This window comes from Streptomyces sp. 891-h (assembly GCF_022760275.1).
Lineage (GTDB): Bacteria > Actinomycetota > Actinomycetes > Streptomycetales > Streptomycetaceae > Streptomyces > Streptomyces spirodelae.
The window spans coordinates 4,721,101-4,748,019 of record NZ_CP050693.1 but is presented as its reverse complement, the minus strand read 5'-3'; the positions used below and the strand labels follow the sequence as shown (position 1 = coordinate 4,748,019).

The 26,919-nt window shown below is 70.0% G+C and carries 26 protein-coding genes and 1 other RNA gene; 10 read left to right on the top strand and 17 right to left on the bottom strand.

Features of this window, described 5'->3' with window-relative positions; genetic code table 11:
• Positions 1–122 precede the first annotated feature (122 nt).
• Together HC362_RS20815 and HC362_RS20810 are read left to right on the top strand one after the other, a co-directional pair.
• Positions 123–866, top strand: coding sequence for a GntR family transcriptional regulator (locus HC362_RS20815; protein WP_243085535.1), 744 nt, complete (start codon positions 123–125; stop codon positions 864–866).
• A 36-nt stretch (positions 867–902) separates the two neighbouring features.
• Complete coding sequence (locus HC362_RS20810; RefSeq protein WP_243085534.1) at positions 903–1,613, top strand: HAD family phosphatase; 711 nt, start codon at positions 903–905, stop codon at positions 1,611–1,613.
• Here HC362_RS20810 and HC362_RS20805 read toward each other — a convergent pair.
• From HC362_RS20805 to HC362_RS20795, 3 genes are all read right to left on the bottom strand, one after another.
• Entirely contained in the window at positions 1,610–2,290 is a 681-nt protein-coding gene (locus HC362_RS20805; RefSeq protein ID WP_243085533.1) for a hypothetical protein, read from the bottom strand. The genes HC362_RS20810 and HC362_RS20805 overlap by 4 nt on opposite strands.
• 142 nt (positions 2,291–2,432) lie before the next feature.
• Positions 2,433–2,714, bottom strand: a complete 282-nt coding sequence (locus HC362_RS20800) for an HU family DNA-binding protein (protein WP_016469244.1) — start codon at positions 2,712–2,714, stop codon at positions 2,433–2,435.
• 513 nt (positions 2,715–3,227) lie between these two features.
• Positions 3,228–4,667 (bottom strand): NAD-dependent malic enzyme, encoded by a 1,440-nt coding sequence (locus tag HC362_RS20795; protein WP_243085532.1) that lies wholly within the window; start codon positions 4,665–4,667, stop codon positions 3,228–3,230.
• Positions 4,668–4,931: 264 nt separating this feature from the next.
• On the opposite strand from HC362_RS20795, the gene HC362_RS20790 reads away from it, so the two are divergent.
• Positions 4,932–5,138, top strand: a complete 207-nt coding sequence (locus tag HC362_RS20790) for a cold-shock protein (protein ID WP_243085531.1) — start codon at positions 4,932–4,934, stop codon at positions 5,136–5,138.
• 284 nt (positions 5,139–5,422) lie between these two features.
• On the opposite strand, the gene HC362_RS20785 is transcribed toward HC362_RS20790, so the two are convergent.
• From HC362_RS20785 to HC362_RS20760, 6 genes are all read right to left on the bottom strand, one after another.
• On the bottom strand, positions 5,423–7,780 hold the full coding sequence (locus tag HC362_RS20785; RefSeq protein ID WP_243085530.1) for a UvrD-helicase domain-containing protein: 2,358 nt from the start codon (positions 7,778–7,780) through the stop codon (positions 5,423–5,425).
• A 210-nt stretch (positions 7,781–7,990) separates the two neighbouring features.
• Positions 7,991–9,040, bottom strand: coding sequence for a hypothetical protein (locus HC362_RS20780; protein WP_243085529.1), 1,050 nt, complete (start codon positions 9,038–9,040; stop codon positions 7,991–7,993).
• A gap of 26 nt (positions 9,041–9,066) precedes the next feature.
• A complete protein-coding gene (locus HC362_RS20775; protein WP_243085528.1) occupies positions 9,067–11,328 on the bottom strand; it encodes a hypothetical protein in 2,262 nt (753 codons plus the stop codon).
• Between the two features lie 12 nt (positions 11,329–11,340).
• Positions 11,341–11,802, bottom strand: a complete 462-nt coding sequence (locus HC362_RS20770; protein WP_243085527.1) for a hypothetical protein — start codon at positions 11,800–11,802, stop codon at positions 11,341–11,343.
• Between the two features lie 214 nt (positions 11,803–12,016).
• Positions 12,017–13,213 carry a macrolide family glycosyltransferase gene (locus HC362_RS20765; protein WP_243085526.1) on the bottom strand — a complete coding sequence of 399 codons (1,197 nt, stop codon included), beginning with the start codon at positions 13,211–13,213 and terminating at the stop codon, positions 12,017–12,019.
• Between the two features lie 94 nt (positions 13,214–13,307).
• Positions 13,308–13,751, bottom strand: coding sequence for an ATP-binding protein (locus tag HC362_RS20760; RefSeq protein ID WP_243085525.1), 444 nt, complete (start codon positions 13,749–13,751; stop codon positions 13,308–13,310).
• Between the two features lie 112 nt (positions 13,752–13,863).
• Between HC362_RS20760 and HC362_RS20755 the strand changes: the two genes are divergently transcribed.
• The 3 genes from HC362_RS20755 (at position 13,864) to HC362_RS20745 (ending at position 15,695) form a co-directional block, all read left to right on the top strand.
• Positions 13,864–14,688 carry a helix-turn-helix transcriptional regulator gene (locus HC362_RS20755; protein WP_243085524.1) on the top strand — a complete coding sequence of 275 codons (825 nt, stop codon included), beginning with the start codon at positions 13,864–13,866 and terminating at the stop codon, positions 14,686–14,688.
• Positions 14,685–14,957: a DUF397 domain-containing protein gene (locus tag HC362_RS20750; RefSeq protein ID WP_243085523.1), complete on the top strand. Its 273-nt coding sequence runs from the start codon at positions 14,685–14,687 to the stop codon at positions 14,955–14,957. Before HC362_RS20755 ends, HC362_RS20750 begins: the two co-directional genes overlap by 4 nt.
• A gap of 213 nt (positions 14,958–15,170) precedes the next feature.
• Positions 15,171–15,695: a hypothetical protein gene (locus HC362_RS20745; protein WP_243085522.1), complete on the top strand. Its 525-nt coding sequence runs from the start codon at positions 15,171–15,173 to the stop codon at positions 15,693–15,695.
• A gap of 52 nt (positions 15,696–15,747) precedes the next feature.
• On the opposite strand, the gene HC362_RS20740 is transcribed toward HC362_RS20745, so the two are convergent.
• Complete coding sequence (locus tag HC362_RS20740) at positions 15,748–16,320, bottom strand: dihydrofolate reductase family protein (RefSeq protein ID WP_243085521.1); 573 nt, start codon at positions 16,318–16,320, stop codon at positions 15,748–15,750.
• A gap of 254 nt (positions 16,321–16,574) precedes the next feature.
• On the opposite strand from HC362_RS20740, the gene HC362_RS20735 reads away from it, so the two are divergent.
• Positions 16,575–17,750 (top strand): MFS transporter, encoded by a 1,176-nt coding sequence (locus HC362_RS20735; RefSeq protein ID WP_243085520.1) that lies wholly within the window; start codon positions 16,575–16,577, stop codon positions 17,748–17,750.
• A 97-nt stretch (positions 17,751–17,847) separates the two neighbouring features.
• A complete protein-coding gene (locus tag HC362_RS20730) occupies positions 17,848–18,300 on the top strand; it encodes a YbhB/YbcL family Raf kinase inhibitor-like protein (RefSeq protein WP_243085519.1) in 453 nt (150 codons plus the stop codon).
• Positions 18,301–18,390: 90 nt separating this feature from the next.
• On the opposite strand, the gene HC362_RS20725 is transcribed toward HC362_RS20730, so the two are convergent.
• Positions 18,391–18,993, bottom strand: a complete 603-nt coding sequence (locus tag HC362_RS20725; RefSeq protein WP_243085518.1) for a TetR/AcrR family transcriptional regulator — start codon at positions 18,991–18,993, stop codon at positions 18,391–18,393.
• Positions 18,994–19,158: 165 nt separating this feature from the next.
• On the opposite strand from HC362_RS20725, the gene HC362_RS20720 reads away from it, so the two are divergent.
• Positions 19,159–19,917: an SDR family oxidoreductase gene (locus tag HC362_RS20720; RefSeq protein WP_243085517.1), complete on the top strand. Its 759-nt coding sequence runs from the start codon at positions 19,159–19,161 to the stop codon at positions 19,915–19,917.
• Positions 19,918–19,981: 64 nt separating this feature from the next.
• Here the strand turns inward: HC362_RS20720 and HC362_RS20715 are convergent, their stop codons facing one another.
• Positions 19,982–20,599: a class I SAM-dependent methyltransferase gene (locus tag HC362_RS20715; protein ID WP_243085516.1), complete on the bottom strand. Its 618-nt coding sequence runs from the start codon at positions 20,597–20,599 to the stop codon at positions 19,982–19,984.
• A 123-nt stretch (positions 20,600–20,722) separates the two neighbouring features.
• Positions 20,723–21,691 carry a LysR family transcriptional regulator gene (locus HC362_RS20710; protein WP_243085515.1) on the bottom strand — a complete coding sequence of 323 codons (969 nt, stop codon included), beginning with the start codon at positions 21,689–21,691 and terminating at the stop codon, positions 20,723–20,725.
• Positions 21,692–21,795: 104 nt separating this feature from the next.
• On the opposite strand from HC362_RS20710, the gene HC362_RS20705 reads away from it, so the two are divergent.
• The gene (locus HC362_RS20705) at positions 21,796–23,205 is read left to right on the top strand and encodes an MFS transporter (RefSeq protein ID WP_243085514.1); all 1,410 of its coding nucleotides are present in this window, start codon (positions 21,796–21,798) and stop codon (positions 23,203–23,205) included.
• A gap of 24 nt (positions 23,206–23,229) precedes the next feature.
• Here HC362_RS20705 and HC362_RS20700 read toward each other — a convergent pair whose 3' ends face one another.
• The 4 genes from HC362_RS20700 to HC362_RS20685 form a co-directional block, all read right to left on the bottom strand.
• Positions 23,230–24,168: an oxygenase MpaB family protein gene (locus HC362_RS20700; protein WP_243085513.1), complete on the bottom strand. Its 939-nt coding sequence runs from the start codon at positions 24,166–24,168 to the stop codon at positions 23,230–23,232.
• A 276-nt stretch (positions 24,169–24,444) separates the two neighbouring features.
• Positions 24,445–24,817, bottom strand: a transfer-messenger RNA (tmRNA) gene (ssrA, locus tag HC362_RS20695).
• Positions 24,818–24,989: 172 nt separating this feature from the next.
• Positions 24,990–25,517, bottom strand: coding sequence for an SsrA-binding protein SmpB (gene smpB / locus HC362_RS20690; RefSeq protein WP_209263565.1), 528 nt, complete (start codon positions 25,515–25,517; stop codon positions 24,990–24,992).
• Between the two features lie 18 nt (positions 25,518–25,535).
• Positions 25,536–26,867 (bottom strand): S41 family peptidase, encoded by a 1,332-nt coding sequence (locus tag HC362_RS20685; protein ID WP_243085512.1) that lies wholly within the window; start codon positions 26,865–26,867, stop codon positions 25,536–25,538.
• Positions 26,868–26,919 lie beyond the last annotated feature (52 nt).

Genomic DNA, 26,919 nt, shown 5'->3' with positions numbered 1-26,919 from the left:
GCGATGTTCACCGTGGATACAAGTAACCGACCGGGCTGCCGAGTGTGCGCACTACTGCGCACAGATGGCATGATCGAGCGGAGCCCGCGCAGCCGTAGCGCAGCACTTCGAGGAGCCGCCCCATGCCCGAGCCCGCACGCCACGAGCGGATCGCCGACGAGCTGCGCCGCGCCATCGCCGAGGGGCGCTATCCGGTCGGCGCCACCCTCCCCTCCGAGGCCGAGCTCGCCACCGCGCACGGGGCCTCCCGGGGCACCGTGCGGCAGGCCGTCTCCGCGCTGCTGGCCGAGGGCCTCATCGGCTCCAGGCAGGGCGCGCGCCGCGTCGTCCTGTCGACCACGCCCAGCCAGAGCTTCACCGAGCTGCGCAGCTTCGCCCAGTGGGCCCGCGCGGGCGGCCGTACAGCGGGCGGGCTGGTGGTCTCGGCATCCTGGGACTCGGCGCGCGCCGAGGAGGCCGGACTGCTGCAGGTGCGGCACGGCTCCCCGGTGCTGCGGGTGCTGCGGGTGCGCACCCTCGACGAGGAGCCGGTGCTGCTGGAGCGCACCGTGTACGCCGAGTGGATCGGGACCGCCGTCGAGGCGCTGCCGGCCGACTGCGAGTCCGTCACCCAGCGGCTCTACGACGACACCGGGCTCGTCTTCGCACACGGCGAGCACCACATCGACGCCGTGGCCGCCGGTACGGCCGACGCGGAGCACCTGCGGGTACGCCGGGGCAGCCCGCTGCTGCGCGTACGGCGTACGACCACCACGGCCGACGGCCGCCCCGTCGAGACCTCCGACGACCGCTACCGGCCCGGCTCCGTCGTCTTCACCGTCCGCAACTCCACCCAGACCAACCCGCTGGCGCGCACCCGCGCGTGAGCGGACGCCCTCCCTCGATGAAAGTACGAGCCAGCATTGCCCACTCCCCTGCCCTCACCCTCGTCCTCGCCCAATACGCGGTCCGAGGGCGGCCCCTCGCTGCCCGCCGCGCTGCTCTGCGACATGGACGGCACTCTGGTCGACACCGAACGCGACTGGCTGGCGACGCTGGCCGAGCTGCTGGCCGAGCACGGCGCGGCCGCCGACGAGACCGCGCTGGCACCCTTCGCCGGGCTGCCGCTGGACGGCGCCGCCGAGCTGGTGGCCCGCAGGTCCGGGCTGGCCGCCGGGACGGCCAGGGACCGGCTGGACGCCTCCTTCACGGCGCGGGTCCGCGCCGGGGTGACGGTGCAGCCCGGGGCGCTCGCGCTGCTCGACAGCGCGCGGCGGCTGGGCGTCCCTGTGGCACTCGTCACAGCCTCCGAGCGGCCCATCGCCGACCTGGTGCTGGCCACCCTGGGGCGGCACCGCTTCACCTGCTCGGTCGCCCACGGCGAGACCCCACGCGGCAAACCGCACCCGGACCCGTACCTGGCCGCTGCCCGCCTCCTGGGCGTCCCCGCGACGGCGTGCCTCGCCCTGGAGGACACCCCCACCGGCGCCGCCTCGGCACGCGCCGCGGGCTGCCGGGTGGTCGCCGTACCCACCGTGGACGGCATCCAGGAGGCCCCGGGCACCCTGCTGCTGCGCTCCCTGCGGGAGGTCGACCTGAGGGCGCTCCCGCTGTCCTTCGAGGGCGCGACCTAGTCCGCTGAGCCTCGGCGGCGGGTGCGGCGCCGGTGACCTCGGCGGTCCGGGTGGTCCAAATGGCCCGGGGGGCGCCTGATCTCGCCGAACCACAGGTGCGGCGCGTACGTCCTCACGGCGCTGCTCACCTCACTGTGCCGCCAGGTGAGGGGTATCCGGTAGCGCATCGGGGGCAGCCCGGGCGGAAGGTGCATCGTGGCGTGCACGACGGGGGCTTCCTCGCGGACGAGGGGCCACAACAGCGGGTGGTCGCGGTCGATGGCGTCCCGGGGGAGGAGCTCCAGGGTGTAGGCGTGCGCTCGGCCGCTCTTGCTGTGCCAGATCCCGGCCGCGGCCAGCGACTGCCACGGTATGAGGGCCGAACCAGGTCCGTCGTGCCACCACACACCTGCCGCGTCCACTACCAGCACCTGATGACGGGCCCGCCACCCGTTCACGAACACGTACACCCCGAACGGCCCGATGAGCAGCTCCAGGGCGAGGAGGACGAAGTGGCCGGGCTCGGCACCCTCTCCTCCCGTCCTGGCCAGGAGAAAGACTGTGCCGAACAGGAGAAGGGCGAAGAAGGAGAGCAGGACGGTCGCCCCCCACACTGCCGTCCACAGCTTGCTGCGGCCGAGACGCAGGACCGTGGCGCTGGGTGGGGAGTGCTGCGGGTGCTGGGGTTCGATGCTCATGGGCAGCCATTCTCATCCCACCGCCCGCGGCGCCGCGTGCGGGCATGCAGACGAAGAGGGGCGGCCCCTGCTTGTGGGGCCGCCCCTCTTCTGATGCTTCAGAGCTTCTGATGCTTCAGAGCTTCAGGTCTCCAGGGCTTGCTTACTTGCCCTTCGCCGCTTCCTTGAGCTTGGAGCCCGCCGAAACCTTGACGCTGTACCCGGCCGGGATCTGGATCGGGTCACCGGTCTGCGGGTTGCGCGCGGTGCGCGCCGCCCGGTGGGTGCGCTCGAAGGTGAGGAAGCCGGGGATGGTGACCTTCTCGTCGCCCTTGGCGACGACCTCGCCGACGGTCTCGGCGAACGCCGACAGGATCGCGTCGGCGTCCTTACGGGTCACCTCGGCACGCTCGGACAGAGCGGCCACCAGCTCACTGCGGTTCATAATTCGTACTCCCGTGTTCTTCTTGCCGATGAGGCGTGCCACGCGGCAGAGCCGCATATCAGACACAGCGAAGCCGATGCTGCCAGGGCCCTCCGACAGTCCCCGGACCCGGGTCCGCCTTCGGGCCCGCGCGCCCCGTGGGGATATCCCCTGGACAAGGTCCGGATCGGGGTCTCCCCCTCGGACGAAGTCCTTGGGGATGCATCCTGCCCCTACCTGCGGCGGGAAAGCCAATCCGGCGTCATCCGGCGTCCTCGCGCGGTGCTGCCCGCAACACTAGAGGGCCCGCCCGAGTGAACCCCCACCCGACTCGCCGGGGCGGAGCCCCGGCACCCCCTGCTGCGCTTGGGCAGTCTGCTCCCCCAGACTCCGTCCGGGGGTACCCCCAGGGCGCAGGGTGGGCAAGCGCAGCACCCACCACCGGCCCGCACCCGACGGGCGCCCACGGCTCGGTGCGGGGCGCGGCCGTCTCGCGGGTGCGGCCCCCAGCACTGGGGCGAGGGGCGCGGCCCCTCACGCTTGGGCGGCCGGGTCCTTGGTGGCGGCTTTGCCCTCGCCTTCGGCGAGGGCCGCATTGCGGACGGCCCCGGCGACGGCGCCGGAGACCTTCTCGTTGAAGACCGACGGAATGATGTAGTTCGGGTTCAACTCGTCCTCCCCCACCACATCGGCCAACGCCCGCGCAGCGGCCAGCATCATCGCGTCGTCCACCGTCCGCGACTGCGCGTCCAGGAGCCCCCGGAAGACGCCGGGGAAGACCAGCACGTTGTTGATCTGGTTCGGGAAGTCGGACCGTCCGGTGGCCACCACCGCAGCCGATTCGCGGGCGGCTGCGGGGTCGACCTCGGGGTCGGGGTTGGCGAGCGCGAACACGATGGCGCCCTCGGCCATCTTCGCGATGTCGCTGCCGTCCAGCACGTTGGGCGCGGAGACGCCGATGAACACGTCGGCGCCGACCACGACCTCCTTGAGGGTGCCGGTGTGGCCCTCGGGGTTGGTGTTGTCGGCGACCCACCGCATCGGGGAGTCCTCGTCGGCGTCGGCGAGGTCCTTGCGGCCCGCGTGGACGACGCCGTGGATGTCGGCGACGACGGCGTGCTTGACGCCGGCTTCCAGCAGCAGCTTGAGGATGGCCGTACCGGCCGCGCCGGCCCCGGACATCACCACGCGGACGTCCTCGATCCGCTTGTCCACCACGCGCAGCGCGTTGTAGAGCGCGGAGAGCACGACGATGGCGGTTCCGTGCTGGTCGTCGTGGAAGACGGGGATGTCGACGGCCTCCCGCAGCCGGGCCTCGATCTCGAAGCAGCGGGGTGCGGAGATGTCCTCCAGGTTGATGCCGGCGAAGCCGGGTGCCAGCGCCTTGACGACCTCGACGATGGTGTCGGTGTCCTGGGTGTCCAGGCAGATCGGCCAGGCGTCGATCCCGGCGAAGCGCTTGAAGAGGGCCGCCTTGCCCTCCATGACGGGCAGTGCGGCCTGCGGGCCGATGTTGCCCAGGCCCAGGACGGCGGAGCCGTCGGTGACGACGGCGACGCTGTTGCGCTTGATCGTCAGGCGGCGCGCGTCCTCGGGGTGTTCGGCGATCTGCGTGCAGACGCGCGCCACACCGGGGGTGTAGATCATCGACAGGTCGTCGCGGTTGCGAATGGGATGTTTGGCGGACATCTCGATCTTGCCGCCCAGGTGCATCAGGAAGGTCCGGTCGGAGACCTTGCCGATGGTGACGCCCTCGATGGTGCGGAGCTGGTCCACGATCTCGTCGGCGTGCGCGGTGGAGCTGGCCGCGATCGTCACGTCGATCCGCAGCCGTTCGTGGCCCGACGCCGTCACGTCGAGGCCCGTGACCGAGCCGCCAGACGACTCCACGACCGTGGTGAGCTGACTGACCGCCGTCCCGCCTGCGGGGACCTCCAGGCGGACCGTCATCGAGTAGGAGACGCTTGGCGCCATTGCCGACTTCCCTCTGCTTTCCCTTGTCACGTTGTGCACGTGCGCACGCGTGGCCGCAGTTCTTACGGCCCACAACGCGTCACGTCAACAGATCGTCCCACCTACCCCCCGGTACGTGGTAACGCGTCCGCGTTTCCGGAAAGCGTATTCCACATTACGAGAGACTGTCACCCGGAAGAAACCGGCCTCAATTCCCCTGAAACTGCATGAATACGACTTAAGATCGCCCCGCACACTGCCTCTGCATCACAGGAGACCCGCAACATGGCTCACGGCACGGTCAAGTGGTTCAACGCCGAGAAGGGCTACGGCTTCATCGCGCAGGAAGGCGGCGGGCCGGACGTCTTCGTGCACTACAGCTCGATCGACAGCGAGGGATACCGCAGCCTGGAGGACGCACAGCGCGTCGAGTTCGAGATCACCCAGGGCCGCAAGGGCCCGCAGGCCGACGGCGTCCGGGTGGTCGGCTGACCACCCGGACCCACAACGAGAGGGCTCCCGCCGACGTCGGCGGGAGCCCTCTCGTTTACGTCTTTCGTGCGTCTTTGGTGACACCGACCCGCCAGCTCGCCTCGCGGCAAGTGGGCGCTCGAAGCGCCTATGGTTGGGCCCGGGGGCATGGATCGGGCCGGTGCCACACCCAGGCTAACAAACCACCCCCGCCCACGATTCCCTCGCGGAGCACCGGTTCTTCCGGCCTTCTGTCACTCCCGGAGCACCTGCTCTTCCGGCCTTCGGCCGCCCCTGCCGACCCCTCAGTCCCGCAACAGGTCGGGCACCCCGTCCTCGTCCGGCAGATCCGGCGAAGCACTCAGCACCTCCAGGCGCTGTGTCGCCCGCGTCAGCGCCACGTACAGCACCCGCAGCCCCGCGGGGGACTCGTCCGCGATCTCCGCGGGCGAGACGACGAGCGCCGCGTCGTACTCCAGCCCCTTGGCCTCCAGGCTGCCGAGCGTGACCACCCGCTCCCCCAGCCCGGCGAGCCACGCGCGGGCCTCCTCGCGCCGCCGCATGGCCACCACGACGCCGACCGTCCCCTCGACCTCCGTCAGCAACCGGGCTGCGCTCTCCCGTACCGAGACCCCCAGGCCCTCGCCCTCGCCCTCGCCCTCGTCCGCGACGGCGAACGACGGTTCGACGCCGGTGGAGCGGACCGCGCGGGGCGGTTCGACCCCCGGCATGGCCAGCGCCAGCACCCGGTCGGCGAGGACGGCCAGCTCGGCAGGGTTGCGGTAGTTGACCGTCAGCTCGAACCGGCGCCTAGGCCGCTTGCCCAGCGCCTCGTCCCGCGCCGCTGCCGCCTCGTCCGGGTCGGTCCAGGAGGACTGGGCCGGGTCGCCGACGACGGTCCAGGTGGCGTGCCGGCCGCGGCGGCCGACCATCCGCCACTGCATGGGCGTGAGGTCCTGGGCCTCGTCGACGATGACGTGCGCGTACTCCGTACGCTCCTGCGCCGCCTGCCGTTCGGCGGCACGCTCGCGCCGCCCGCCGCCGTTCCGGTCGGCTGCCGTGGTCAGCTCCTCCAAGCCGGTGAGCTGGTCCAGCGGGTCCACCTCGCGCTTCTTGGGGCGCGCGGGGGCGCCCAGCAAGGTGCGCAGCTCGTCAAGTAGCGCGATGTCGTGCACCGACAGCGGCCCTTCGCCCTGCGGAGTGAGGCGCGCGGCCAGGGCGCGCGCCAGCGTGCGCACCTCACCCGGCCGCAGGACGCGCCGCGACCAGCGGGCCAGCAGCCCCTCGTCCGCCATGGCGCCCAGCACCTGGCGCGGGGTGAGCTCCGGCCACCACGCGCCGAGGAAGGCGAGGAACTCCTCCTCGCCCGCGATGTCCTCGTCGAAGCCCTGCCGCGCCTCGGCGGCCAGCTCCGGGTCCTCGTACCGGCGGCGCGCGCCCGACTTCTCCCACAGCGCGTCCAGCAGCAGCTTCCGCGCCCGGGGCCGCATCAGGTTGACCGGCGCGGTTCCGGCGAGCACCTGCTGCCGTACGGCGGCGAGTTCGTCGGCGTCCAGCTCCACCCGAGCCCCGAAGGCGACGACCCGCAGCCGCTCCGGCACCGGCGTACGCAGCCCCAGGTCGAGCGCCCCGCGCGCCGCCTTGCGCAGCACCTTCAGCATCCGCGCCGAGCCCTTGATACGGGCGACGCTCTGCTCGTCGTACGTCGTCGCCTCGGCGCCCGTCGTCTCCTCGGCCAGCGAGCCGAGCGCCCGGATGGCCACCTGCCCCTCCTCCCCCAGGGACGGCAGCACGCCTTCCGTGTACGAGACGAGCAGCGGGGTCGGCGAGACGATGAGAATCCCGCCCGCATACCGGCGCCGGTCCTGGTAGAGCAGGTAGGCCGCACGGTGCAGCGCCACGGCCGTCTTGCCGGTCCCCGGGCCGCCCTCCACCTCGGTGACGGAAGCGGCGGGGGCGCGGATCACCTCGTCCTGCTCGGCCTGGATGGAGGCGACGATGTCCCGCATGGTGTGGCTGCGGGCCTGCCCGAGCGCGGCCATCAGCGCCCCGTCCCCGACCACGGCCAGCTCTTCCCCGTTCAGCCGCGCCTTCAGCTCGGGGCGCAGCAGATCGTCCTCGACGCTGAGCACCCGCCGTCCCTTGCTGCGGATGACCCGGCGCCGTACGACCCGGCCGGGCGCCACGGGAGTGGAGCGGTAGAACGGTGCGGCGGCGGGGGCCCGCCAATCGATGACCAGCGGCGAGTAGTCGGCGTCCAGCACCCCGAGCCGCCCGATGTGCAGCGTCTCGGCGATGTCGGCGAGCTGCCGGCCGCCCTCGTGCCGGATGGCGCCCTCGGCCGGCTCGACGGAGGTGTAGGCCCCATCGGGACCCCTCTCGCCCGTCTTCCCCTCCAGCAGATCGATCCGCCCGAACAGAAAGTCCTCGAACTCGCTGTTGAGCCGATTGAGGTGGACCCCGGCCCGGAACACCTGCGCGTCACGCTCGGCCAGCGCGCCCGGCGTACCCACCTGAGCGCGCTTGGAGGCGTCGTCCATGAGGAACTCCGCCTCATGGATCTTCTCCTCCAGCCTCCGGTACACCCGGTCGAGATGCTGTTGCTCCGCGTCGACCTCGCGGTCACGGACGGTCTCTGGCTCCGCTCTGTGCTGCGCGTTCAACGCGGCGGCCCCCTTCTGCGTTCCCTAGGGCAGCCGTCAACCGTACGCGATTCCACTTTGCGGAGCGCGCTGGACGGTAGGGCTAGCGGGGCGGGGACCTACGCGCGCGACCTGGAACCATCGCACCCACCCAGTTACCTCCATCCTCCAGCCCTCATCCATTTTTAGAAATACCTGCCCAAGCGGCCGTCGGAACACAACGCAAGTGCTTCAGGAGACGCACTCATCCCAATGCGAATCCCTTTCCTGCACCTGCACGAATGACGAGAGAAGGTCATCAATGATCTCATTGTAATCCTTCCCGCCTCTCTCGAATTCTTCAATATACGAGTCATGGGCGAACAATCCAATATACAGATCCCCTTGCTTGCATCCGGCGACCTTACCATTGTCCCACTCAGCCGATACCTTCTGCTTCTTTACTGCCTCAACTACATCTTGGTTCGCGCTTACGGAAAAAGTCAGGCTGGGCCGTTTTTGACTCTGCAAGTAAAGGTCACAGCTCCACACAGTGGCGTCCTCGGATGTGCGCCGCTCCGCACCGACTTTCGTCCGGGCCGTAGGCAGGGCACGAGTTGGGAGACTGAGCCCGGGCTTACCGCAGAGCTTTTTCGAATGAGAGCGCTGCATATGCGCCGAAGCCAGATGGAGAGATCCGGATGAAGTCTTCTGGCGCACTCCATGCGTGGAGCATTGGACATTCTTAAGAATTCGCTGAGCGGCCCGATAAGTGAGGCGCATCAGAGCATCCGGAGAGGTGGATACGTCTGATGACTCCGGCTGATTTCCCCCTTCTGACAACTCGGTGGTGACGAAAGGAATGGAATCCTTCCGGGCAGGTATCTTTCCCCAGCACTCACTCGGCAGGAGCACCCAGGCTCGCTTCTTTGTGGCGCCCCCTGCCAGTCCGCTTTTCGTGAAGGACATCCTCTCCCGATTCTGCCAAACGGGCGACTGGAACGGGTCGTCTCCATCAGCGAATTCAATCGAGACTTCGACACGCGGCTGAGGAGAGCCCAGGAACTTGCTGGTCCGCTTCAGCTCGCAGCGCAAAAAGTATGAGCCCTCTTCGTAGCCCTTCCCTTGCTTCAAACGCCCACTGCCCTGGAGAGCGGCGTCGACTTCGGAAGAAGAGAACATGCCGTCGCAGAAGCGTTCCCGACCAAGAAGATCTGTATTCCACCACGAGAGCAGAAAAACAACCATGAGAATGCACAGGAAGACCGCGGTAGATGAGAACCAGAGGATTTTACGCTTCACTGGTAGAATCCGTCCTTCACGCCCGCTTACGACCGTACCCGAAGTGCTTCGTACACAGCTTGGCGACCCTTGACATAGCTCTGCCCCGCTTCCCTCTCACCGGCGCCAACATTTTGTGGACTCTCACCGGATGCCTTACCCCAAGCCTCGAAATAGTCACTCAAAGCTTTATCGGCTCGATCGTTTCCGGCTGATATCTGCTCCCTCGTTTCAAGCACGGCCTCATTGTCTGCGGCTTTGAGCCACTCATTCCAGTACGAATCCACTGAGCGCTGAGCCACATCACCGACTACCGGAAGAGAGTTCGCCAGGCTCCCGACAAGGTGATATCCGTACACGCGCTTGTCGCTGTTTTTACCCGCCTTGTCGTCGTATTCACTCAAGTCAATATCGGAAGCTATTCCATTAATTGCCCCAAAAGTCTCCCCTATTTTTGCCCCGCGGTTCTCGAGTGCCGTCTTCCCTCCGTGACCTTCGGCTTCAAGTTGCTCCAACATGTATCGCCCACTCGTTTCATGCAGGAGAATATAATTATCTTTGTCTTCGGAGACGCCGCGCATCGCTCGCAGCAAACTACTGCGGCTGTTCTGAATCTGCGAGTCTTCGTTGCCGAGCAATAGCGGATCGGGGTCTCCCGGTTTTCCACCGAGGCTGTCGCCGGAGATGGTGTCGACGATGTCAGGAACGTAGGATGTCAAGGCCCGAGCCAGAGGAGTCCGCATTTTCGCATAGCCTTCTTCCTCGAGGCGCTTGTCAGCCTGACCGATACGCCCTTCCTCAGCCTCCCCTTTTCCGTCCGGGTGCCCATAGTCGAGGAGATTGATCGTGTCATGCATGATCCTGGCCTGCACCGGAGTGTGTCTGCCGAATTCCACGCCAGGAGAGCCCGGGTCACGCCCCGTTGTTCCTGCCTCGATAACGAGCCCCAGCCCCTCGCGTGCGCCTCTGCTCTCTTTGTCCGGGTCTCCGTCTCCGCCCACCGGGCCGTCGCCGAAGTCCACGTTTTTCCAGTCCCGGTCATGCAGCAGGTATTCAAGGTTGTCGTTCTCCGCCGGGTCGAGGTATTCCGACGAGACCTCGGGGCGGTCGGACATCACCTTGAGCAGTCCGTCGTAGGGGTCGTCGGTGAAGTGAGCGTACTTCTTGCCGTGAAAGTCTCCGCTCAGGTCCCAGGCATCCTGGTTGCCACCTCGGCTCTTGTCCTCGACGCTGCGGATCGCGTCAGCGGTGTCGACCAGGAACTGCTTGCCGTAGTCGTCGCCGTCCGCCCGCTGCATCAGGGAAACCAGGCTCTGGTAGCCGCGGACTTTCTGACCTGGGCCTGCACCGTCGACGCTGCCTGCTACCTTCAAGTCATATCTACCCACACCCGCCTGGCGCATCTCGGCTTGGAACTTCTTGTAGAACGCCGTATCCGGATTCTTCGTGGCAGAAGCAAGGTTCTTGGCAAGCGCCTGGTCCAGGGAGGTGTATATCTTCTTGTGGTCCTTGTCGTCGGTGTAGGCGAGATCGTCGAGCCGATTGTGCGTCTTGATGAGGCCCTCAGGACCGCCGACGGAGTTGATGAGCGTCCGGCTGAAATCAGGGTCGTCGCCAAGTCCCCGTGCCAGCAGGGCGGCCTCACGGAGCTTCTCCGGTGACGGCGTATCACCGTCCTGGAGGTCCTTGTAAGTCTTGGCGGCGCGGACAGCGCTCTTCTTTATCGCGTCATCACCGATCGTGCCGTTGAAACCACTGGGAAGGCCGTTCTTCGACTCCTTCGAGTCCGTCATGAACGCCTGCTTCATGCTCGCGTCGGCGGCTTGCGCGTCCTTGACAGCCTGTCTGATCGCGTCTGTCCACCCTTCTTCGACCTTCCCCCGGTCCTTCTTATCCTCACGGTAGTGATCGGCGACTGCCTTGCCTCTCTTCGCCTCGATCTTGTCGAGGTTCATCGTGCAGTGGCCGCGGGAGTCCACATCCATGCCCGCGTCCTTCGCGTCGTCGCGGGCCTTTTCCACGGCCTTTTTGTGGGCCTCCAGGGTCGCGTGAGCCAGGCGGAACAGGGCAGCCACGCCGTTGGCCTCACCCTTGGCTTCGTCGTATTCAGCTGCTGTCTTCCGCCCCCACTGTCCGAAGACCTTCGCGCTCGCGCCCTGCCAGCTGTCGGCGTCAACGGCTGCCCGGACGTGGTCTCTGTAGTGGCCGCCCAGAGTGCCGAATCTCTTGCCCATGCCCTCCCAGGACTTGGCAGCGGTTTCGAGAACACTGAAGTCCGCGTGGATGATGTCGTCGTAGGAGATCGCCATGACCTCTGCCCCTCAGAGTTTGTCGAGCCCGCTCTTGGGGCGAAGCTTCGGGCCTTCCGGGTCCGTGAGGCCGCTGGTTGCACTGGTCACGCTGTTGGCATTGGCTACGTCGGTACCGTTGAGGATCTTGTTGACGTCCAGCAACGCTTCGCGCTCGTTGGCCAGCATCTGGGTCAGATGCTTGTGGTGCTCTCGCCATTTCGTCAGGCGGTGACGTACGCCGGTCCACAGCTCCCACCCGTGCAGCTTGCCGCGCACCGTTGTGGGACTCTGCGGGTTTCCGGCGAGTGATTCGGTGTCCTCATCAGCCTTCGACCCGGCCTTCTGCGTCTCCGGGCCGAGAGTCTCCGCGATGTAGCGGGCCGCAGCGCGCTTCTTCGACTCCGAGTGGACCAGGTCGGTGTTCGGCGGCAGGTGACCGCCCGGTGTTGTTCCCGGGCTCGGGCTCCCGCCCGACTCCCCGTTGCCCCCCATGACTGCGCTCCCCCTCCTTGCGCTTGTCGTCCGTCTGTTGGCCGTTGGGGCGTGCCCGGGTCTTCCGCTGTCTCAGCCCCCTGGAAGACCTGCCCGCCGCGCCGGCCAGTGTTGAGCGTTGACCAAAGCTAACAGGCAGTGTTACCGACCGCTACCGGAGGATGCGGAGAGTGAGGGATGTCCTGATTGGACGTAGGCGACAAGGAGTCGCCTTTCAGGCCAGGTGCTGCTCGATGAGGTCGGCGGCGTGCGGGGCACCGCCGGTGGTGTGGAGGGCTTCGCGGATGGTGCGGAGGGCGGATTGCGTGGTGGGGTCGGTGGTGAGGTGGGTGACGGCGGCGTGGAGGGCAGTGGGGGTGGCCGTGTCGCGGTCTAGGCGGGTCCCGAGGTTCAGCTCCTGGACGCGGTCGGCGTTGAGGGACTGCTCCGGGGTGTGCGGGAGGGTGACCAGGCCGACGCCGTGGTGGAGGGATTCCAGTACGGAGTTCATGCCCGCGTGGGAGACGAAGGCCGAGGCGTGGCGGAGCACCGCGAGTTGGGGGAAGCTCGGGCGCACCTCGACCGTGGGCGGCAGAGGGCCCAGGTCCACCGGGTCCGTACGGCCGATCGTCATGGCCACCTGCCACGGGGTGTCGGCAAAGGCGTCGACGCAGCGGCGGTAGAAGTCGGGGCTGCCCGTGGCGACCGACCCCAGGGAGATGTAGACCAGCGGGGCGTGCGGATCGCGCGGCTTCCAGTGTTCGGCCCTGTCCCGTGCCGTGAGCGAGGGGCCGGCGAAGTGGTGGCGGTTGTCGAAGCTGTCGCCGTGCGGCTGTAGCCGGCGGGGCACAAAGATCAGATTGAGGTCGGTGGCGGGTTCCGCCAGCGGGTCGACGCGGTCGGCGTCCACCCCGTACGTGCGAGCGAAGTGCGTGCGGTCGGCGGTCAGGGCCCGCATCGCCGGATGGTCGGGTTCCAGGAACTGCACCAGGTGCGCGTGCAGGGAGAACTTCTCGTTCGAGGCGAAGTGCGGGACGAGGCGGATCGCCGGGAGAGCGAAGTCTTCGGCCACCACGCGGCCGGGCCAGTTGGTGGTGTCGTAGCAGACGGCGTCCGGCGGATCGGCGGCCGCGCACCGGTCGCGGAGGACGGGGTGCGTCCCCGCCATCGCGGCGAAGTAGTGGCGCAGCCATGCGCCTATGACCTCCGGGCCGACATGCGACGGCGGGGTGAACGGCTTCAGCCCGGGCAGCTGGACCCAGCGCGCGCCCGCTCCGGTGACGGCCTCGGCGTGTTCTGGCCCGGTCGCGTAGTCCACCCGGTGCCCGCGCCGCACCAGTTCCTCCACCAGCGGCAGAGTCGGATTGACGTGCCCGTTCCCGGCCAGCACGACGAACATCAGGCGCTTCTTCGGTCGCGAGGTGTGCGGCATGGCCGGTGACCGTATGACAGGACGCGGCGCCGACGACAGCGAAACGGGCACAACCACCGGAACGTGTGGCCGGTGCGCCGGCCACCGCCATCGTTCAGTGCGTACCGTCCGCAGGCTTTCGCACAGGCGCGCAAATAACGTCCTCGAATTCCGCCCACACCACCTTGCCGGGGTTCCGCTCCCCCACTCCCCATTTGTCCGCCAGCGTTTCGACGAGCAGCAGCCCGCGCCCCGTTTCCGACGCATTGTCGGCACAGGACGGGCGGGGAGTTCCCTCCCCGCTGTCGTGCACCTCAATTCGCAACAGTCCGTCATGCTCCAGCCAAAGCATGATGCGGAATCCGCGCCCCGGCGGCGCCCCGTGCAGCAGCGCGTTCGTCGCCAGCTCGCTGACGCACAGCAGCACGTCGTCGCTGCGCTCGCCGACACCCCAAGCACTGAGCGCCGCCCTCACGAAGGCCCGCGCACGCGGAACCGAGCGCCGCTCCCGCCGGTAGAAGTGCTCCCGGAATTGAGGCAGATGAGTTTCACGGTTCATGGGATAACGGTCGCGTCCCCTGGTTACGCTCAACACCGGTTCCGCTCGTACAGATTCGTTGTACGGGTTCAATTCCGGTCGACCCCGGGCCGGTTGGGGGAGAGACACGGTTATGCCACAACCCAAGAAGCGTACGAAGAATGCGTCTGCGATGCGGATGGTCGGCCAGGTCCTCGCCAACTACCGACGTGCGGCGGGCTACACGCAGCGATCCCTTGCCGCCCAGGTGTGCGCGGACGAGGAGACCATCGCCTCCATCGAACAGGGCCGCCGCATCCTGAAGAGCGACCTGGCCGAACAGTTGGACGAGCTCCTCGATACGAAGGGGGCGCTGGCTGTCGCCGTCGCGCATATGCCGGAGATGGACAAGTACCCACTGTGGGCCGAGGAGTTCATCGACCGGGAGAAGGAAGCCGTCGCGATCGACTGGTTCGAGAACCAGGTGCTGCCCGGGCTGTTGCAGACCGAGGACTACGCCCGAGCTGTCTTCCGGAGCAAGGAGCCACCGCTGGAGCCCGACGAGGTGGAGGTCCAGGTCGCGGGGCGGATGACCCGACAGGACGTCTTCCAACGAAAGGTCCCGCCCTCCGCGAGCTTCGTCATCTCCGAAGCCGTGCTCATGGACCGGCTCGGCGGAGAGGCGGTGCGCCGGGAGCAGCTGCGCCGTCTGCGGCAGGACGCGGATACGCCGGGAATCGCCATCCAGATCATGCCGCTCGGACGGGAGACGCATGCTGCGCTTTCCGGCCCTTTCATCCTGTTGGAGACCCCGGACCACGAGCACCTGGGGTACGTCGAGACACAGCGCGGGAGTGTGCTCGTTTCCGACGCAGACGAAGTCAGCATCCTTGCGCGAAAATATGCGATGCTGCGGACACAGGCTCTCAACATTGAAGAGTCGCGGAGCCTGCTGAATCGACTGCTAGGAGAGGCATGACGGACGTACGGCCGACCCCCGGCACCGGCAAACTGGCGTGGTTCAAATCCAGCTACAGCAGTGAAGAAGGCGGCGCCTGCCTCGAAATCGCGTACGACTGGCACAAGTCCAGCTACAGCGGTAGCGAAGGCGGAGCCTGCGTCGAGGTCGCCACCTGCACCGACGCCCAGGTCCACATCCGCGACTCCAAGAACCCCACCGGACCCACCCTTACCCTCTCCCCCACCACCTGGGCAGCCTTCACGGCATACGCCGCCGAACGCCGCTAGGAGGAGGACCGCTCATCGGGCGAGGCCGGCTCCGAGCCGCCACGCTATTGGGTGATGGGGTTAACCCCGGCGGGTGACGGCGGTGCCACCAGCTGCTACCGGGTGGACAGGTGGTCCAGGATTCAATGGCGCCGCCGTCCTAGCGGAACGTGCGTCGACCAGGTCTGTGCCGAGCGATCGGCTCGGCCACGGCTGTTCGAGGAGTTCCGTCCCATGCGTTCACGTGTCATCGCCGTCATGGCCGCCACGGTTGCGGCCGCTGCGGCACTCGCGCAGCCCGCCCACGCCGCCCCGCTCCTCGACGGGGTCTACCGGTTCTCGGCTCTCAAGGACGGCAAGTGCCTGGTCTGGCCCAAACTGAGCGGACACACCGGCGCGGTGTCGCTGGGTGCCTGCACGGACACCGCGTCAACCTCGGCGAACTGGCAGGTGCGGCAACGCCCCAACGGAACGATGGACGTCTCCTTGCCGGGCTCGAACCCGCGCACCTGCCTGAGGCTGACGACCGACCACAAGGTGATGGTCAGCGACAACTGCGCTGACAAGTACGCCGAGTGGACCGTCTCCTACGGCTCCGCCGGGCCCGGCAGCGTGGTGTGGGCCGACATCGAGCACACCCCCGGCGACCGGTCCCAGTCGTGGGGGAAGCTGGTGGACAGTCCCGACGTAATCGGTCGACTCGTGGTGAAGCAGGCCCCCATCGAGCCGCACTACTGGGCATTGCAGCAGGTCGGCTAGGAGCGCATCTCAGCAACGGAAGCGGTCTGTCCCGGCTTCGCAGCGCACCTCGTCAGCGGACCACGTCGAGGACGTTCAACTGGAGGCCGTTGGCGTAAGCCTCGTGCTCGACGAGCTTCAGCTTCTGGGCGTCCTTGTCGGCGGCGCTGAACAGCCGCTTGCCCGCGCCGAGCAGGAGCGGGAAGACGAGCAGGTGGTAGCGGTCGATCAGGCCGGCGTCCGAGAGGGACCGGTTCAGGGAGGCGCTGCCGTGGACGATGATCGGGCCGCCCTCCGTCTCCTTCAGCGCGGCGACGTCGTCGAGGGAGCGCAGGATCGTCGTCTCGCCCCAGTTCGAGACCAGTTTGTCCTCGGTGAGGGTGGTGGAGACGACGTACTTCGGCATCACCTTGTAGTCCGCGAAGTCCTCCATGTCGGGCCACACCGCGCTGAACGCCTCGTAGCTGGTCCGGCCCAGCAGCATGGCGGTGGCTTCCTTCTGCTCCCGGCCCTTGATCTCGTACGCCTCGGGAAGGAACTCGATGTCCTTGAAGGTCCAGCCGGAGTTCCGGTAGCCGGGCTCGCCGCCGGGGGCTTCCACAACGCCGTCGAGCGAGATGAACGCGGTGCTGATCAGGGTGCGCATCTGGGGTTCCTCGGTATCTCGGGGGCGGTTCGTATCAGTCATATGTACTGACCGGGGGCGACGGCAGAACTCATCGGTCGTCCCCATCCCTCTTGGCTGCTGTCGCCATCATCCTCGTACCGGCACATACATCCGCGCGTCACCCCCTTGGCAGGTGACGTTTGAAAGGTGGTGTCTCGAAGCCGTCGCCCTCCGTCCTGTTGAGGACGTGATCCCGCCAGCGCCGGGGCGGCGGCCTTGCTGGACTCGGGCGCATGGAAACGACACGACGGCCATGGCTTGCCGTGGTTTCGGTGACGGCGGGGCTGTTCTCCCTCGTCACCACGGAGATCCTGCCCATCGGGCTGCTCACCTCGATAGGCGGCGACTTCACGGTCTCCGACGGGATGGCCGGGCTGATGATGACGATGCCCGGCTTTCTGGCGGCGCTCTCGGCCCCGCTGGTGACGGCGGCGACCGCGCGCGTGGACCGGCGGCGGATGCTGGGCGCTTTCATGCTGCTGCTGGCGCTGGCCAACCTGGTCGCGGCCTGGGCGCAGGACTACGGATGGATTCTGGCCTCGCGCGCTGCGGTCGGGGTCACGATCGGCGGGTTCTGGTCGATCGCGGCCGGGCTGGCGCCCCGGCTGGTGCCGGCGGCTGCCGTGGGGCGGGCGAAAGCGGTGATCTTCGCGGCGGTGCCGCTCGGTTCGGTGCTGGGCGTGCCGTTGGGCACGTTCGTGGGGCATGTGGCCGGGTGGCGTACGGCGTTCGCCGTGCTGGGGGCGGTGTCGTTGGCGGTCGTCGCCGCGCTGTGGTCGGTGCTGCCGCCGCTCCCGCCGGAGCAGGTCACCCGGCTGCGTACGCTCGGACGGCAGCTGGGCCGGCCCGGTACGCGGTTCGCGCTGCTGGTCACGTTCCTGATCGTGCTGGCGCACTTCGGCACCTATACGTATGTGACCCCGTTCCTGGAGCAAGTCACCGAGGCGGGCCCCGGACTGATCACCGTCGCGCTGCTGGCGTACGGCGCCGCCGGGATGCTCGGCAACTTCGTGGGCGGCCCGGCCGCCGCCCGTCGGCCGTACGGAACGTTCGCGGCGGCCGCGGCGGCGATCGCCGGTGCGACGCTGCTGCTGCCGGTGCTCGGCCGGTCGTCCGAGGCCGGTGCGTTCGCGCTGCTGCTGGTGTGGGGCGTGGGGTACGGAGCGGTGCCGGTCTGCTCCCAGACCTTGTTCGCGCGGGCCGCCGCCCCGGGGGCCGGGGAGGCCTCGTCCACGCTGTTCACCGCCTCGTTCCAGGCCACCCTCTCGGCCGGTGCGCTGGCGGGCGGCGCGCTCCTGGACCGCTCGTCGCCGTCCGCGGTGCTGGCGGTCGGCGGCGCGGCGGCCCTGCTCGTGGTGCCGGCCACGGGGTGGTGGGCGGGGCGCACGCGGGAGGCGGTCACCGCATGACGGGCGCGGGGAGGGGGCACCCCCGCCAGTTGGTGTTCGTCGGCCACTTGGCCCACCGCGTGGTATGCGGGGCCGGGAGCGGGTTACCCGTGCGCGTATGGCCGGTATCGAACTCAGCACCTCGGCATTCGACGACCACGCCCTGATCCCCCGCCGGTACACGCGTGACGGCGAGGACGTCTCCCCGCCCCTGGAGTGGTCCGGTGTGCCGGCGGGCACCGCCGAACTGCTGCTGCTGTGCGAGGACCCGGACGCGCCCTCCGGCACCTTCGTGCACTGGCTGGTCACCGGTATCGACCCGGGTGCCCGGTCGGTGGAGACGGGGGCGACGCCGGAGGGCGGCACCCCGCTCACCAACGGCTTCGGCGGCACCGGCTGGGGCGGTCCGATGCCGCCCGCCGGGGACAACGCGCACCGGTACTTCTTCCGGCTGTACGCGCTGCCCGAGCCGGTGCGGCTGCCGGACAGCCCCTCCGCCGAGGACGTCCACCGCGCGGTGGACGAGGAGGCCCTGGCGAGCGGCAACATCGTCGGCCTCTACCAGCGCTGACGCCCCACTCCCGGGAAGGGGACGCCCATACCCGGCAAGGAAACGCCCCCCGGACACTCCAGCGTCACCGTCGCCGAAGTACCGGCCCCGTCACGCCGTGAGGGTGTCCCAGGCGGCCAGCGCCGCCTCCACGACGCCGAGCAGTTCGTCGCGGGGGACACCGTCCTTGGCCTGGACCGAGAGGCCGAAGAGGACGGTCGCGTAGAAGGCGGCCAGCGTGCCGCTGTCGGTTCCGGCCGGTACGTCGCCCTCCGCGATGCCCCGCTCCACGCGCTCGCGGAACCTACGCTCCGTCGCCCGGCGGCTCTCGGCGAGCAGGGTGCGGACGCCCTCGTTCTCCGGGGTGCAGTTGGTGGCCGCGAGGACGATCATGCAGCCGCGCGGCTTGGCCGGGTCGGTGTAGCCGATGACGTTGCAGCGCAGCGCCCCGTGTACGCCCTCGCGAGCCGTGGGTGCCTCGGCCAGCGCCTCGCGGCTGACCGTGCCGTCGGTCCGGCCGTACAGCTCGACCGCCTCGCGGAAGAGTCCCTCCTTGGAGCCGAACGCGGCGTAGAGGCTGGGCGGCCGGATGCCCATGGCCTCGGTGAGGTCGGTCAGTGTGGTCGCCTCGTAGCCGCGGTCCCAGAAGACGTGCATCGCCCGTTCGAGTGCGGCGTCCCGATCGAAGGCGCGTGGCCGTCCGCGTGCCGCCATCCCCGGCTCCCTTCTGCCGCTGCCACTCCTGTCGGCGTTTCTTGAGCGATCGCTACTGAAAGCCCTTGACGCCCGAGGATACTCGCTGGCTTAATTATTGAGCGCTCGCTACAGAAAGCGGGCGCACAGCTCACGCCCCCAGTGCGACAAGGAACGAGGACACCCATGACATCGACATCGGCACTCCCGCTCAGCGGCAAGGCGGCGCTGGTCACCGGCGGAAGCAGGGGGATAGGCGCGGCCATCGCCAGGCGGCTCGCCGCTGACGGCGCCGATGTCGCGCTGACGTACGTCAGCGCCGAGGGCCGGGCCAAGGAGGTTGCCGAGGACATCCGCGCCACCGGACGGCGGGCGCTGGTCGTCCAGGCGGACAGCGCGTCGGCCACCGACCCGGTGGAGGCCGTGCACCGTACGGCGCGCGAGTTCGGCCGCCTCGACATCCTGGTCAACAACGCGGGCATCTTCCCCAACGGCCCGCTGGCGGACGTCACCCTGGAGGAGATCGACCGCACCCTGGCCATCCATGTGCGCGCCGCGCTGCTCGGCGCCCAGGCGGCCGTCGGGCACATGAAGGACGGCGGACGCATCGTCACGATCGGCAGCAACCTGGCCGACCGCGTCCCCCGCCCCGGCATCACGCTCTACGCCGCCTCCAAGTCCGCGCTCAGCGGCCTCACCCGGGGACTCGCCCGCGACCTGGGCGCCCGGGGCATCACCGCCAACCTCGTCCAGCCCGGCTCCACGGACACGGAGATGAACCCCGCCGACAGCGGTGCACCCGCCGACGCGCAGCGTGCGCTGACCGCCCTCGGCCGCTACGGCACCCCCGAGGGCATCGCCGCCATGGTCGCCCACCTGGTCGGCCCCGACGGCTCCGGCACCACGGGCTCCACCTTCACCGTGGACGCGGGCACCAACGCCTGAGACCGCGCCCCGCCTGAGGCGCCTTCCCCCGCCGCGGGCGAAGCTCGAACGGCGGGCTTCCGCCTCAAACGGCAGGCTTCCGCCACACCAGCGAATACCGGCGGAGCACGTGCCGGCGATACCGCACGCCCGGCAACAGCCGACGCGCAGCGCCCCGCACCTGCCCGTAGCTCATGCACGGGTCGGCGGTCGGCATCCCTTCCGGGCCGGACCGAGCCCGGCGCACCACCTTGGTGATCCGTACGAGAGGCAGGGCCGCGATCCTCGCCGCCCAGTCGGCCCAGGTCGCCTCCCGGGCGAGACCGACCACCACCAGCGTCCCGCCGGGGCGGAGCAGCTCGCGCATACGGGTCAGTGCCGCCTCGAAGTCCGTGTGGTGGACGGTGGAGACGGAGCAGACGAAGTCGAAGCCCCCGGCCGGGAGACCGGCGGCGAGGAAGTCCCCTTGGACGAAGGTGAGGCCCGGTTGGTCCCCGGCGAGGTCACGGGCGCGGGAGACCATCCGGGCCGAGCTGTCGATCCCGGTGACCCGCTCCGCCCGTGAGGTCAGCTTCCGGGCCAGCAGCCCGTCCCCGCAACCGACGTCCAGCGCGTCACCGCACCCCTCGGGCACCGCACGCAGGATGCCCGGGTGGCGGGCGACGTTGGTGTTCCAGTACGGCTGGAGGTCGGACCGGTGCATCGGGGCATCGTAGGGGCTCCGCGTTCGGCGATCGGCCCTCGGCCCTCGGCCCTCAGCCCTCAGCTCTCAGAACCCTCAGCCCTCAGAACCCTCAGCCCTCAGAACCCTCAGCCCGCAGAGCCCTCAGCGGTGCAGCGCCTCGTCCGGGGGTGGGAGCCAGCTTTCCGGAGGGCGGCGCAGCCACCCGGCGACGCCGCCCAACTCGCGTGCGGCCTCCCGCAGCGCGGCAAGGCCCGGGTGCCGCAGGCCCCGCCGCCACACCATGGAGACCGGGGAGAGCGGCACCGGCTCGGTCAGCGGGCTGAGCACCATGCCCTCCATGCCGATGAAGACCTCGGTCGCCAGCACCGACCAGCCCTTGGCCCGTACCACTCGGCGGAACTCGCGCTCTCCCTCGATCTTGGGGAACGGCGCGGCCAGTTGGATGCCGCGCCCCGCGAACAGGGCACGCGCGTAGGAGGTCCACTCGGCGGTGTCGGGGTTCCCGGCACCGGCGTACAGGGTCTCCCCCTCCAGCGCCGCCAGCGGCACCCCGCGCGGGCCTGCGGCGCCGTGCTGCTCGGGCAGCAGTACGGCGACGCGCTCGTAGCGCACCAGCTCGTGCTCGAGCCCGGCCAGCGTCTCGCGCGGCAGCCCGGCCGCACGGCCGAAGGAGACGTCGATACGGCCCGCGAGGATGTCGGCCGCCGCCGCCGTCAGACCGCTGTAGTAGCGGGCGACGAACTCGATGCCGGGTGCCGCATCGCGCGCCGCCTCCAGCACCCGCTCCCCGGTGGAGACGGGCGCGGCCACATCGACAGCCAGCGGCCGCTCCTGGGGCGCGGCGCCCCGGCCGAAGGCGGCGGCCAGCTCCTCGTGCGCCGCCAACACCCGTCGCGCGTACGGCAGCAGCCGCTCGCCCTCCGCCGTGAGCGCCACCTGCCGGGTGCTGCGTACGAACAGCACGGCGTCCAACTCCCGCTCCAGCGAGCGGATGTCGCGGCTGAGCGCCTGCTGGGCCACATACAGCCGGGCGGCGGCACGGGTGAAGTGCAGCTCCTCCGCGACGGCCGCGAACGCCCGCAGCAGGCGCGGGGACAGATCCCTGGACACCCGGAGACGGTAAGCGCGGGCCGCGCGATTCACAACACAGTTGTGTCAGTGGGCCGGCAACAAGTGTTGGACCCCGCTCCCCACCTGCGGCAACGCTGTACGGCATGCCCGTCTACCGCCACCCGTCACGCGCCGACACCGGCCGCCCCGGCTCCGGCTCCGGCCACCCGTCGTACGCCGTCCACGGCAGCACCCTCGTCCTGGTCCGGCCCGCCACGGCACGACCCACCACAGCGCGGCCTGCCACGGCCGAGGACGCCCCCGCCCGGCCCGCCCCCGTCGGGCACGCCTCGGCGAGGCCGCCTCGCGAGCGTCCGCCGCGCAACCCCTACGCTCGGCTGTTCGCCCGCCCCGGCACCGTCGCCTTCACCCTCGGCGGGCTGCTCGCCCGGCTGCCGATGGGCATGTTCACCGTCAGCGCCGTACTGATGATCGCGGCCGAGCGCGGCAGTTACGCGCTCGCCGGAAGCGTCACCGCGACCGGCCTGGCGGCAACCGCGCTGGCCGGGCCGCTGGTCGCACGGCTCGTCGACCGGTACGGACAGGCACGCGCAGCCCTGCCCGCCACCCTGCTCGCGCTGCTCGGCTCGCTCGCGCTGGTGGTGTGCGTACGCACACACGCGCCCGACTGGACGCTGTTCGCCGCCTACGCCGCAACCGCGACCACGCCCAACACCGGCGGCATGGCACGCGCCCGCTGGGCACACCTGCTGCGCGCCGACCCGGCCGCACGGCACACCGCCAACTCCTTCGAACAGGCCGCCGACGAACTGTGCTTCATGCTCGGCCCCGTTCTCGCCACCCTGCTGTGCACCGCGCTCTTCCCCGAGGCCGGAACGCTCGCCGGATGCGGGCTGTTGCTGGCCGGCATGCTGCTGTTCCTCACACAGCGCTCCACACAGCCGCCGCCGGGACCGAGCCGCGCCCAGGCCGGTCCCGCGCCGCTGCGGCGGCCCGGAATGCCCGCGCTGCTGCTGGTCTTCCTCGCCACGGGCGCGGTGTTCGGCGCGCTGGAGGTCGTCACCCTGGCCCACGCGGACGGTGCGGGCCACCGCGCTGCGGGCGGTGCCGTCCTCGCCTGCCAGGCGGCCGGCTCGGCCCTGGCCGGACTGCTCCTCGGCGCCCTGCCGCCCGCCCGCTCGGACCGGCGACGACTGGCCGGCTGCGTGGGCGCCATGGCCGCGCTGATGACCCTGCCGCTGCTCGTCTCACTGACGGCACCGCTGCCACTGCTGGCCGGGGCGCTCCTGGTGGCCGGAATGGCGACCGCCCCCGCGATGGTCACCGGCATGGCGCTCGTCCAGCGGCTCACCCCCGCCGGGCGCCTCAACGAGGGCATGACGCTCGCCGTCACCGCGCTGCTCGGCGGCATAGCCGCCGGATCGGCGAGCGGCGGCTGGGCCGTGGAGGCGCTGGGATCGGCCGGGTGGGCGTACACGGTCCCCCTCCTGGCGGCGGCATCGGCGGCCGCCCTCGCCACCCTGCCGGCCGCACGGCCCGTCGCACACGGGTGACACGGGCCCCCCCCCCGCGGCTCTTCACCGCCTGGGCGAGTAGTGCTGCGGCCAGTCCCGCTCCTCCGGCAGCGGCAGATTGCGCGCCGGTGTCTCCACCGGGGGCGCGTCCCGGTCCCGCACGCCTCGCTCGCGCTCCCAGCCCGCCCGCGCCCTGGGGTGATAGCGGCGCGAGGGCGGGACCAGCTTCCAGCCCCAGTGGATGAGCCGCCCGACCCTGCGCAGCCGCCGCTCGTCCCGTGCGGTCCATTTGCAGCCGAGACGGCGCCGGACGGCGGGCGGGAAGAAGCCGACGGTGAACCACACCGAAGCGCGCGCCTGCGGGCCCCGCACCAGCCGCCACACCGCGTCCGGCAGCAGCCGCAGCGCGGGCGGCTTCGCGATCAGCGTCAGGTCCAGGACATCCCGGGTGGGCCGGTTGTCCTCCAGCACGTTCTCGGCCATATGCGTCCAGTAGCGCTGGAACGCCTCCCAGTCGGCCGGTACGGGACGCATGCTCATGCCGTACAGGCGCCACCACTGCACGTGCTCGTCGAACAGCCGCCGCTTCTCCGCCTCCGTCAGCCCCGGCCCCAGCCGGTCGGCGACCAGCAGGGTGAGGACGAAGAAGGTGGCGTGCGCCCAGTAGAACGTGTCCGGGTCGAGCGCGTGGTACGGGCGGCCCTGCCGGTCGGTGCCCTTGATGGTGCGGTGGTAGCCGCGTACCTGGCGTGCCGTCTCGGCGGCGCGGGGGCCGTCGTAGACGACGCCCCCGATGGGGTAGAGCGAACGGAAGAGGCGTTGCCAGCGCTCCTCGAAGAACCGGGAGTGCTCGGCGACACCCGCGCCCAGGTGCGGGTGCATGTTCTGCATCGCGCCTGCCCATGGTGCCAGCAGCACCCCGCGCCAGTCCCCGAAATACCGCCACGTCAATGAGGCCGGGCCCAGTGGTACAGGCCCCGACTCGGTGCCGCCGTCGCCCATGCGGGCAGGGTAGCCCTCGCCGCGCCGAGACCCCAGCCTTGTGGACCCCTCACCTGCGCTGCGCACGGGCTGCCCCTGTCCGTCCGTTGCGGGCTGCGCGTACATCGTGGCTGGTCGCGCCGTTCCCCGCGCCCCTGACGGGGCGCCCTCCACCGAGACCCCAGCCCCCACCGGGGGTGCGGGTGGCGGAGCCCCCGCTGCGCGCGGCGAAGCCGCGCAGAAACGACGAAGGCGAGGCGGCCCACGCTTTCCGTGGGCACACCTCGCCGCTCGCCTTCGTGGAGATGGCGGGAATCGAACCCGCGTCCAACGAAGTGGAAACAGGGCTTCTCCGAGCGCAGTCCGCTGCGATTTTCTCGGCCCCGGAGATCACGCGGACAAGTCTCCGACGGGCCCAGTCACTGTGTGATGTCCCGGCAGGTCCCGTGACCGGACCTACGCGGTGAGTTCCCTTAGCTGATGCCAGGAACCGGGGCGGGAACTACCCCGGGCTGACACTTCGCAGATCGCTGCTCAGGCAGCGAGGGCGAAGGAATCGCGCTTGGTGTTGGCGATTATTTTTTTGCGGCACATGGTTAACGAGATCATTGCCGCGTTCCTCGGCTCGCTTCCCCTGCTTCGACGTTCGCTGTCGAAACCGATCATCCCCATGTTGAGTTGACAATCTGCACAGACACCCTTGCGGGCAGTGCTGTCATGCTGCCGACCATGATACGGGACCAGGTCGCACCTGTGCCAACCATTTACCACCCCGGGCTATTCCCGGGGGCGCCCCCTCAGAGGCGCTGGGCCCCGCACAGCGGCGCCCGCCCCCGGCAGGGTCACGCGTGGGCGCGCTGCCGGCGCCGGGCCGCCGACACGGCGCGCTCCGCCTCCCGGCGGTCCTGCTTCTCGCGGAGGGTCTGCCGCTTGTCGTACTCCTTCTTGCCCTTGGCCAGCGCGATCTCGACCTTCGCCCGGCCCCGGTAGAAGTAGAGCTGGAGAGGGACGAGGGTGAGGCCCGTCTCCTGGAGCTTGCCGGTCAGCTTGTCGATCTCGGCCCGATGGAGCAGCAGCTTCCGCTTGCGCCGGGCCGCGTGGTTGGTCCAGGTGCCCTGCGCGTACTCGGGGATGTGCACGTTGTGCAGCCACACCTCGCCGCCGTCGATCTGGGCGAAGCCGTCGACGAGCGAGGCGCGGCCCTGGCGCAGGGACTTCACCTCGGTGCCCGTCAGCGCGATACCGCACTCGTACGTGTCCAGCACGAGATAGTCGTGGCGCGCCTTCTTGTTCTGCGCGACGAGCTTCCGGGCGTCCTTGTCGTCCTTGGCCTTGGCAGCCTTCTTGCGTGTCGTCTTCATCTTCGCCATAGCCAGGCCATTCTCCCACTACGACCGGGCTTCGAGGCCACTCAATACTGTTCTTGCCCGGTCCACGGCCTCGCTCCTGCTGGGTACCGGGAGGTCCGGCGCGATGCCGTGCCCCTCCACATCGCGACCCGACGGAGTCGTGTAATGACCGACCGTCAGCTCGGCGACCGAGCCGTCCGACTGGGGCCGGGGCATCTGCACCGAGCCCTTGCCGAAGGTGCGGGAGCCGACCACCACGGCGCGCCCCCGGTCCTGGAGCGCCCCGGTCAGCATCTCGGCCGCGCTCATCGTCCCGCCGTCCACCAGGACGACCAGCGGCCGCCGCTCGACTGCGCGGGAGCGGTCCTCGGCGTAGAGCGCGCGCCGGGTGCCGTTGTCGTCGTAGGTGGCGACCAGGCCGCCGTCGAGGAAGGCACCCGCCGTGGTGACCGCCTCGTCGACCAGACCGCCCGAGTTGCCCCGCAGGTCGAGCAGAACCGGCCCGTGCTCGGGCACCCGCTCGACGACCGCTTCGCGCACCTGCTCGCCGGAGCCCTTGGTGAAGGAGCTGATCTTGACACGGGTGACGCCCCCGCCGACCCGGTCCACCCGCACCGACTCGGTCGTCAGCCGCTCCCGGCGCAGGGTGCGGGTCAGGTCCGTACTGCCGCGGGTGAGGTGGAGCCGGACCTGGGAGCCGGGCTCGGCGGCCTCGGCCGGGGCCTCGGGGTCGGAGCCGCGCAGCAGCGCAACGACGGCGGTCACCGGCTTGCCGGTCACCCGGTGGCCGGCCACCGAGCGCAGCCGGTCCCCGGCCCGGATGCCGGCGCGGTCGGCGGGGCTGCCGGGCTGCACCCGGTCCACCACGACGGCGGTCGAGCGCGCGGGCCGGTGCCCGCTGGAGCCCCCGCGGTCGGTGGCGCTCTCCCGGTCCGAGCCAGCCGCGGCGGCCGTGTCTCCGTCCGGGTCCGTCCCGTCGGCGCGGGTCTGGCGTACGGAGATGCCGACGCCCACGTACGAGCCGTCGAGTGCCTGCCGCAGCCCCTCGTACTCGCGGGCCGAGTAGGCGGCCGACCAGCGGTCGCCGCTGCGGCTGACGACGGCGTCGGCGTCCACGCCCCCGGCACGCTCGCGGGCCTCGTGGGGGCCGGCCGGGGTGCCCTTGCCGTCGGCCGTGCCCTGCGGGCCGCCGAGCGCGCCGCGGCCCGTGCCGTGTGCCGCGCTGCCGGGGCCGGCCGAGCCGAACGCGGCCAGCTCCCCGCCGAAGGCTCCGGTGGCCGCGCCGGTGGCCAGCACGCCGACGAAGACCAGTGTCAGGGTCCCGCGCCGGGGCCGGCGCGGACGCGTGTCGAGGAACCACGAGCCTGGCATGGTCCGGAGTGTAGGCCAGTGCGGGGCGCCGCACGGGGCGTTGGCCCCATGG

What these genes read in the sequence shown, in the direction of transcription:
- HC362_RS20815 (WP_243085535.1), top strand. Translation starts at nt 123, where the DNA reads ATGCCCGAGCCCGCACGCCACGAGCGGATCGCCGACGAGCTGCGCCGC.
- HC362_RS20805 (WP_243085533.1), bottom strand. Translation starts at nt 2,290, where the DNA reads ATGAGCATCGAACCCCAGCACCCGCAGCACTCCCCACCCAGCGCCACG.
- HC362_RS20800 (WP_016469244.1), bottom strand. Translation starts at nt 2,714, where the DNA reads ATGAACCGCAGTGAGCTGGTGGCCGCTCTGTCCGAGCGTGCCGAGGTG.
- HC362_RS20795 (WP_243085532.1), bottom strand. Translation starts at nt 4,667, where the DNA reads ATGGCGCCAAGCGTCTCCTACTCGATGACGGTCCGCCTGGAGGTCCCC.
- HC362_RS20790 (WP_243085531.1), top strand. Translation starts at nt 4,932, where the DNA reads ATGGCTCACGGCACGGTCAAGTGGTTCAACGCCGAGAAGGGCTACGGC.
- HC362_RS20775 (WP_243085528.1), bottom strand. Translation starts at nt 11,328, where the DNA reads ATGGCGATCTCCTACGACGACATCATCCACGCGGACTTCAGTGTTCTC.
- HC362_RS20770 (WP_243085527.1), bottom strand. Translation starts at nt 11,802, where the DNA reads ATGGGGGGCAACGGGGAGTCGGGCGGGAGCCCGAGCCCGGGAACAACA.
- HC362_RS20765 (WP_243085526.1), bottom strand. Translation starts at nt 13,213, where the DNA reads ATGCCGCACACCTCGCGACCGAAGAAGCGCCTGATGTTCGTCGTGCTG.
- HC362_RS20760 (WP_243085525.1), bottom strand. Translation starts at nt 13,751, where the DNA reads ATGAACCGTGAAACTCATCTGCCTCAATTCCGGGAGCACTTCTACCGG.
- HC362_RS20755 (WP_243085524.1), top strand. Translation starts at nt 13,864, where the DNA reads ATGCCACAACCCAAGAAGCGTACGAAGAATGCGTCTGCGATGCGGATG.
- HC362_RS20750 (WP_243085523.1), top strand. Translation starts at nt 14,685, where the DNA reads ATGACGGACGTACGGCCGACCCCCGGCACCGGCAAACTGGCGTGGTTC.
- HC362_RS20745 (WP_243085522.1), top strand. Translation starts at nt 15,171, where the DNA reads ATGCGTTCACGTGTCATCGCCGTCATGGCCGCCACGGTTGCGGCCGCT.
- HC362_RS20740 (WP_243085521.1), bottom strand. Translation starts at nt 16,320, where the DNA reads ATGCGCACCCTGATCAGCACCGCGTTCATCTCGCTCGACGGCGTTGTG.
- HC362_RS20735 (WP_243085520.1), top strand. Translation starts at nt 16,575, where the DNA reads ATGGAAACGACACGACGGCCATGGCTTGCCGTGGTTTCGGTGACGGCG.
- HC362_RS20730 (WP_243085519.1), top strand. Translation starts at nt 17,848, where the DNA reads ATGGCCGGTATCGAACTCAGCACCTCGGCATTCGACGACCACGCCCTG.
- HC362_RS20725 (WP_243085518.1), bottom strand. Translation starts at nt 18,993, where the DNA reads ATGGCGGCACGCGGACGGCCACGCGCCTTCGATCGGGACGCCGCACTC.
- HC362_RS20720 (WP_243085517.1), top strand. Translation starts at nt 19,159, where the DNA reads ATGACATCGACATCGGCACTCCCGCTCAGCGGCAAGGCGGCGCTGGTC.
- HC362_RS20715 (WP_243085516.1), bottom strand. Translation starts at nt 20,599, where the DNA reads ATGCACCGGTCCGACCTCCAGCCGTACTGGAACACCAACGTCGCCCGC.
- HC362_RS20705 (WP_243085514.1), top strand. Translation starts at nt 21,796, where the DNA reads ATGCCCGTCTACCGCCACCCGTCACGCGCCGACACCGGCCGCCCCGGC.
- HC362_RS20700 (WP_243085513.1), bottom strand. Translation starts at nt 24,168, where the DNA reads ATGGGCGACGGCGGCACCGAGTCGGGGCCTGTACCACTGGGCCCGGCC.
- smpB (WP_209263565.1), bottom strand. Translation starts at nt 25,517, where the DNA reads ATGGCGAAGATGAAGACGACACGCAAGAAGGCTGCCAAGGCCAAGGAC.
- HC362_RS20685 (WP_243085512.1), bottom strand. Translation starts at nt 26,867, where the DNA reads ATGCCAGGCTCGTGGTTCCTCGACACGCGTCCGCGCCGGCCCCGGCGC.